Genomic DNA, 7,155 nt, shown 5'->3' with positions numbered 1-7,155 from the left:
GCTCTAAATAAGTTTGTAGAAAATTATAACAATTCTAGGTATCATGAGGCTTTGAACAACCTTACTCCTTCGGATGTTTATTTTGGTAGAGCAGATAAAATTTTAGAACAAAGAGCAATTATTAAACAACAAACAATTGCAAAAAGAAGGCAATTGTATTATCAAGAAAAAATAATAAATTTATAAACCAAACACTCTCTTAATTTTTAGAAAGAGGTGTCTCATTTATTTTGACAACATACAGTCATAGATGGTTTGCAACTTCGTTGTTAAAGGATCTTTACGCAAATGGATATCGTTATTTAGGTCTTGAAGCATTAGATGATTTATTGATAAATGAAAGACAGTTTGCAACAGTAGAAAGTGGATTCTATACTTCCGAGCCTAATTTTGGAAACTTTATAAAAGAAGCGCTTGATTTAGGTTTTACAGTATTTGGTTATGAAGCTTCGGATAAAGATAATTGGGACAAAGATCCCTGGAAAAATCGCGAGATTGCACAAGCTAAGAATATCCATACTTTTATGAAAGATAATACCAATGGTAAATATTTTATTTATTGTGGTGCAGGACATGCTTTTGAAGGAGATAATAACGGTAGAGGCATGTCTATGGCAGGTATTTTAGCAGAGTTAACTGGTACTAATCCTTTTACTATTGATCAAAATAAGTATTCAGATAAAGGAGAAAGTCGTTACAATCAACCTCTTTCTAAATTAATCACGACAACCACTCCAACTGTTTTGATAAATGATAAGGGAATCATTTTCAGAGGTAATCCATCTAGTTATGAAACTGATATCTCTATCATTCAACCTGCAAATTCCTTTCTAGGAACTACCCTTCTGCTTCAAAAATCTAAGGCATATAAAAAAATTATACTTCCTAAGAATCTTATTAAAACATATCCTGCAATGATATTGCTCTACAGAAAAGGTGAAGCTGAACAAAATGGTGTTCCCACAGCTGTATATGAAGTATTAACTGATACTGATATTCCTTCTATTTTTTTAAAGAAGACTACCTATGAAATTATAATTCTTGATAAAAATTACCAGATACAAAATAAATATACTAGTGATTAGACGTTTTGTATACGATGAAACAGAAAATATAATTATTTAATCTCGTATTATTTTCATTTTTTTTTTCCTTAAAAAAGGAAAATTAGATAAACAATTAAAATACATTATCTGAAAGTTTAAACAAGCTTATATTTTAACCAAATCAATTATTCAATAACCGTATTGTTAAACAACTAAACATGTTATGAATCAGGTTTAAAAGAAAGTATTTTCAGATTAAAAATCATCTTTGTATCTTCACCTTTCAAACAACAAATAATGAAATTCGTTACTTTCTTAGACAATCAACAAGAAAAAGTAGGTCTTGTTTGGCAAGATACGGTGTATGACTTGACCAAAATTAATTCTAATTTACCCACTACCCTAATTGATATTTTAGCTGATGATGATTTTTCACTTTTAATCTGCCAACAGCTTACAAAGGAAATCTCACGTGATGAACACAAATACGCTATTGTAGCAAATCCTCACATCTTAGCACCTATACCTCATCCCACGAGTTTTAGAGATGCCTATGCTTTTCGCCAACATGTCGAAACTTCTCGCTTAAACAGAGGTTTAGACATGATTCCTGAATTTGATCAATTCCCAGTCTTCTATTTTTCTAATCATCAGGCGATTCAAGGTCCTGGAAAAGTAGTTGCCATGGAGAAGCATTTCGACCGAATGGATTTTGAGCTCGAAGTTGCCATCGTCATTAAAAAAGAAGGGATAAATATAAAAGCTGAAAATGCTGATGAATACATCGGTGGATTTATGATCTTGAATGATTTGAGTGCCCGGGCTTTGCAAATGGATGAAATGAAACTAAACCTTGGTCCTGCAAAAGGAAAAGATTTTGCGTCAATGTTTGGTCCCTATTTGGTAACACCAGATGAAATCGAAAGCTACAAAGTAGCACCTAAAGATGGTCATATCGGAAATTGTTATGATTTAGCGATGACCTGTGCTGTGAATGATGTTGAAGTTTCTCAAGGTAATTTCAAAGATATGCATTGGACATTTGCTGAAATCATCGAACGAATTTCCTATGGCGTGAAGCTTTATCCTGGTGATATCATCGGTTCTGGAACAGTTGGAACAGGTTGCTTTCTTGAACTAAATGGAACTGGAAAACGCCAAAATCCTAACTACAAAGAACAATGGTTACAACCAAATGATCATATCGAAATGTCTGTCACAGGATTAGGAAAATTAGTAAATTCTGTTCATCTTTATAACCAATAATCTCAATTTATGCAACACACAAAATCCTTTGAACCTAACACAAGTCAGTTCGATGATATTTTCAAACATGCTATTTCTCCACGTCCTATTTGCTTTGCAAGTACAATGGATAAAGATGGAAATGTAAATTTGAGTCCATTTTCTTTTTTCAATATGATGGGACAAAATCCACCTATTTGTGTTTTTTCACCGTTAAGAAAAATGAGAGATGGAACAACAAAACATACATTAGAAAATATATGGGAACATCCAGAATGTGTGATTAATATCGTAAATTATGATATTGTACAACAACAATCCTTGGCGAGTGTCGAATACCCAAAAGGAGTAAACGAATTTGTAAAAGCTGGTTTTACAGAACTTCCTTCCGAATTGGTAAAACCTCCTCGCGTTGCAGAATCGCCTGTGCAATTAGAATGTAAGGTACGCGAAGTAATTTCGATTACAGATCAACCCGGTGCAGCAAATTTAGTTATTGCGGAAGTAGTGCGATTGCATATTCACAAAAACTTGTTGGATGAAAATGATAAAGTTTCCCCTTATGATTTGGATTTAGTTGCGCGTATGGGTGGAGATTATTATTGCCGTATCATTCCAGAATCAATCTTTGAAGTTGAAAAACCAACCCGTACTGTTGGTTTAGGAATAGATCAACTACCAGATGAAGTGAAGCACTCTAAATACTTAACAGGTAATAATTTAGGTCAATTAGGAAATGTAGAAAAATTACCGACAGAAGAAATGATTTTTCATTTCAAAGAACAATTAACGGAACGTTTAGACATCGAGAAATTTAAGTCGGTTGAGGTACGTCATCAAGTAGCTGCAAAACTTTTGGAACAAGGTGACGTAAATGGTGCATGGTATTGGTTGTTGATGAATATTTAGTTCATGAATAAAACGGCATTGATTTTAGGAAGTACAGGTTTGATCGGTTCTTTATTGTTGGATAAATTATTAAAGCATTCTAATTATTCAAAAGTTATTATGGTTGTTCGAAAACCTCAGCAAATTAATCATCCGAAGATAATGGAGATTGTAACTGATTTTAATTCTCAAATAAATTTAGATGATATTGAAACGATTGATTCTATCTTTTCTTGCTTAGGAACAACACGTAAGAAAACGCCTGATTTAAATGCGTACCGAAAAATTGAAATAGATATTCCAGTACAATTTGCACAATTAGGAAATAAAAAAGGGTTGACGAAATTTCATTATATTTCTTCGGTTGGTGCAAATGCTACAACCTCTAACTTTTATCTAAAAATGAAAGGGGAAGCAGAAAAAGCTTTGCTACATGAAAATGTGAAACAGCTGTTTCTATACCACCCTTCTTTGTTGATTGGCAATCGAGTCGAATATCGTTTGGCTGAAAATATCAGCGCTAAGATATTACCTTTGTTTAATCCTTTTTTGGTTGGAAATCTCTCCAAATACAAATCGATTGAAGCAGAAAAAGTGGCGCAATCATTGCTCGAAAATGATGTGCACGCAACTTCAGAAAAAGTTTCTGTATTGTATTATAACGAAATTATGAATTCTAAAAATAAAATTTAATGATCATATTAGCTGTACTCTTACCATGGTTATCCTTTATACTAAGAGGAAAAATAATTCATGGTGTGATTTGCTTAGTTTTACAAATCTCCTTATTCGGATGGTTACCAGCTGCAATCTGGGCTGTTGCCTCTCTTTTAGACGATAGAAACAAAGCCAGAATAAAAGAAATGAATCGAAATAAGTAAACAATAAAAGCCAACCGATCGGTTGGCTTTTATTGTTTTAAAAAGTCTGTAAATCAATAATTATAGTGAGTTTTTTATCAAGGATAGACGATAATTTTAGCCTATCAATTACAACGACTATGAAAAATACAATGTTCCTTACGGTTTTCTGTTTGCTTACTTGTTTTATACATGCACAAGAATACACCACCGATAATATTGTGATCAAGCAAGGCAATCAAGTTTTCTCTATTTATGATACAAAACAAACAATCACTTTAAATCCTACTGAATTTAGTATCGAGTATCTGAATAAGCCTTATCAAGAGAAAAAGAATTTATTTTATGCGGCGCACGCATTGGTAACGGATCATACGGTTGACATCAATTTACATGAAGGAACTGAAATAGAAAGTATCCCTTATTTTGAGGCTGGTACAGGCTTTGCTGCGGAAGAAAATCAGTTGCTACACTACCCTTTCTTATCGCTTGATGGACACCAGTATTTGTATTACGTTCCGAATAAAGACAAACGGGTTGAAAAATCAGGAACTTCTGGACAATGGGATATTCACAAATGGACTTTAAAAGGTGTTTTTCAATATGATGCTGAAATGGATTGGAATATCTACGATAACAATCAAGTGTATATTACATTAATTATTGACCGAAACTTAGATGGAATTCTTCAGAAAGGCGAGTTTTTTACACTTCAAATTATGTTCGAGAAATAATAGATATAAGCTTCAAACCAGTTCCTATAAGGCTTTATAGATTTTATTCTAATTATTTCATTTTACGAAAAGGCTTTATATTCGCTATACAAAATATAATTTTCTATCATGTCTAAAAGTACACGTGCTTTGAAAAATCTTCTAAAAAAACGTATTCTACTCTTCTTTTTTCTTGTAAGTGGAATAATAAATGCACAAGAGGTATTGACAAATTATGAAAATCAATATAATAACACAAAGCTAAACTCTTCTGAACGTTACGAAATTACAGGAAAATATGCGCAAGCGTTATTCTTTAATCATCAGAAAGAAAAAGCATTTGCTATTCTCAAAGAAAATATTCTTGCTTCAGAAAAGCTAAAAGATGGTAAACATGCCGCTTATTTGTATTGTATTTCTGCAATGAATAATCGAATTGAAAATAATAGTACGACTTCTAAACATGATTTACAAAAAGCAATTTACTATAGTGGACGCACTAATGACTATTCAACAAAAGGTTATGTAAAATATTGTGAAGGTTGGCTAAATTTACGAAATAATGAAGATGCAAAAGCGGTTAAGAATTTTATTGAGGCATTAAAATTCTTTGATAAATCGCCAGAAACACCAGTTGTATTAACAAGAATGACATCGGTTTATAATCAATTGACGGGTATTTATTCACGTTGGGATGATTATGAATTACAAGAAAAATACAGCAAACTTGCTTTACAAGTAGCGAAAAAACAAGATAATCCAAATCTCATTTTTGCTGCGTACATGTCTATTGGTTATATGTACGAGCAAAAGTTTATGCAAAATAACAAAAATATCTATACCCGAGATTTAGCAGAAAAATATTACAGCAAAGCGATTGATACCTATTACAAGAATAAAAAAGAGATGATAACGCCTACAGATTTGTCTTTTGTAGCAATCAATTTAGCGAATCTTTACCTTAATTTTTATCCAAAAACCTATCAAAATAAAGTTGTAACCTATGCAGAATTAGCAAAAGAAATAGGAATTGAAACAGATCAAGCAAATCATGTTGCTGCTGCAAACGGAATTTTAGCTGATTTAGCTTTACAAAAAAATGACATTCAAACTGCTAAAAACTATCTATTGCAGTCTGTCATAAAAGTCAATGAAAATGCTATTCCCGACAAAAATATCTTACAATCGTTGTACCTAAGCTTATCCGAAATCGAAGTTAAAGAAGGAAATTTTAAAGAAGCACTACGGTTCCATAAGCTGTACACAACGATGTACAAAGAAATCTATGACAACGAGCAAGCGCAAATCAGTAAACGTTTAGAAGCTCAATTTGATAAAGAGCGTCAGCAACAACAAATGATTCGCATGCAATTGGAAACAGAGAAAAAAGAGCAACAAATTCAATTGATGCATTCGTTAGGTATTCAGCAAAAACAAGAGTTAGAAAACACCAAGCTAAGCGAGAATTTCCAACGAAAACAATTAAAATTATCACGTTTAGAAGCGGACAAAAGGTCACAAGAATTAACCATTTCTCAACAAAATCTAAAACTATCTAACTTAGAGAATAAAAATCGTAAAGACGAATTGGTGAATTATATCGCAGAACTTAATTTCAAAAATAAATTAAATAACTATTACATCTTTTCGATTGTTGTTTTTATCGTCCTACTTGCTTTATTACTTTATGCACTAAAACAGCGAAATAAGCATTTAAAACAACGAGAAGAATTGCATAATTTGGAGATTGAACAAGAACGACAAAATTCTAAGATTTCGACTTTAACAGCACTTCTCGATGGTCAAGAACAAGAACGTACTCGTCTTGCTCGTGATTTACATGACAGTTTGGGTGGTTTACTTTCGGGAACTAAAATTCAGTTAACTCATTTGAATGAAAAAATTGACGAAAACTCAAAAATAGACATGGAAAAATCTATTCATCAATTGGATGGAGCTGTCGATGAATTGCGCCGCGTTGCACATAATTTAATGCCCGATTTGTTACTGAAATATGGATTGGAAGAAGCTTTAAAAGAATATGCCATTCGTATGGCAAACGAACAATTGGATATTGATGTTCAATTTTTGAGATTTACCAATTCATTAAACAAAGAAAATCAATTATTGGTGTACCGAATTATTCAAGAGTTGGTGAACAATGCCATAAAACACGCTCACGCCGAACAAATAATTATACAATTTGTCGAAGATGATACCAATTATACTGTAACGGTTGAAGATGATGGAAAAGGCTTTGATGTAAACAATACTAAACTCACACAATCAGCAGGTTTGCATAACATTCAATCCCGTATTCAGTTTTTAAAAGGACATTTAAATATACACTCAGAAATCGATTTAGGAACCACTATAGAGTTCCAATTTCCTAAACAATAATTT

7 protein-coding genes and 1 pseudogene are annotated in these 7,155 nt (G+C 32.4%); all 8 read left to right on the top strand.

All coding sequences use genetic code 11. The features are described 5' to 3' along the window. A pseudogene (locus tag IF125_RS08995) lies at positions 1 to 186 on the top strand (hypothetical protein); the annotation flags it as partial. A gap of 44 nt (positions 187 to 230) precedes the next feature. Then, complete coding sequence (locus tag IF125_RS08990) at positions 231 to 1,085, top strand: hypothetical protein (RefSeq protein WP_225542260.1); 855 nt, start codon at positions 231 to 233, stop codon at positions 1,083 to 1,085. 258 nt (positions 1,086 to 1,343) lie between these two features. After that, positions 1,344 to 2,312: a fumarylacetoacetate hydrolase family protein gene (locus IF125_RS08985; protein ID WP_225542259.1), complete on the top strand. Its 969-nt coding sequence runs from the start codon at positions 1,344 to 1,346 to the stop codon at positions 2,310 to 2,312. Between the two features lie 9 nt (positions 2,313 to 2,321). After that, on the top strand, positions 2,322 to 3,200 hold the full coding sequence (locus IF125_RS08980; protein ID WP_225542258.1) for a flavin reductase family protein: 879 nt from the start codon (positions 2,322 to 2,324) through the stop codon (positions 3,198 to 3,200). A gap of 3 nt (positions 3,201 to 3,203) precedes the next feature. After that, positions 3,204 to 3,872 carry an NAD-dependent epimerase/dehydratase family protein gene (locus tag IF125_RS08975; RefSeq protein ID WP_225542257.1) on the top strand — a complete coding sequence of 223 codons (669 nt, stop codon included), beginning with the start codon at positions 3,204 to 3,206 and terminating at the stop codon, positions 3,870 to 3,872. Next, positions 3,872 to 4,060, top strand: coding sequence for a YqaE/Pmp3 family membrane protein (locus tag IF125_RS14345; protein WP_260542990.1), 189 nt, complete (start codon positions 3,872 to 3,874; stop codon positions 4,058 to 4,060). Before IF125_RS08975 ends, IF125_RS14345 begins: the two co-directional genes overlap by 1 nt. A gap of 119 nt (positions 4,061 to 4,179) precedes the next feature. Further along, a complete protein-coding gene (locus IF125_RS08970) occupies positions 4,180 to 4,773 on the top strand; it encodes a hypothetical protein (RefSeq protein ID WP_225542256.1) in 594 nt (197 codons plus the stop codon). Between the two features lie 108 nt (positions 4,774 to 4,881). Then, positions 4,882 to 7,152, top strand: coding sequence for a sensor histidine kinase (locus tag IF125_RS08965; protein WP_225542255.1), 2,271 nt, complete (start codon positions 4,882 to 4,884; stop codon positions 7,150 to 7,152). The last annotated feature ends 3 nt before the right edge of the window (positions 7,153 to 7,155 follow it).

Origin of the sequence: Empedobacter stercoris (assembly GCF_020281205.1) — a bacterium.
Classification (GTDB): Bacteria; Bacteroidota; Bacteroidia; order Flavobacteriales; family Weeksellaceae; genus Empedobacter; species Empedobacter stercoris.
Note: the sequence above shows the minus strand (reverse complement) of the source record. Positions and strands in the feature narration are given on the sequence as shown.

Bases quoted from the DNA above. Each gene is read 5' to 3' on its own strand.
- IF125_RS08965 (WP_225542255.1), top strand. From the start codon at position 4,882: ATGTCTAAAAGTACACGTGCTTTGAAAAATCTTCTAAAAAAACGTATT.
- IF125_RS08975 (WP_225542257.1), top strand. From the start codon at position 3,204: ATGAATAAAACGGCATTGATTTTAGGAAGTACAGGTTTGATCGGTTCT.
- IF125_RS08980 (WP_225542258.1), top strand. From the start codon at position 2,322: ATGCAACACACAAAATCCTTTGAACCTAACACAAGTCAGTTCGATGAT.
- IF125_RS08970 (WP_225542256.1), top strand. From the start codon at position 4,180: ATGAAAAATACAATGTTCCTTACGGTTTTCTGTTTGCTTACTTGTTTT.
- IF125_RS08985 (WP_225542259.1), top strand. From the start codon at position 1,344: ATGAAATTCGTTACTTTCTTAGACAATCAACAAGAAAAAGTAGGTCTT.
- IF125_RS14345 (WP_260542990.1), top strand. From the start codon at position 3,872: ATGATCATATTAGCTGTACTCTTACCATGGTTATCCTTTATACTAAGA.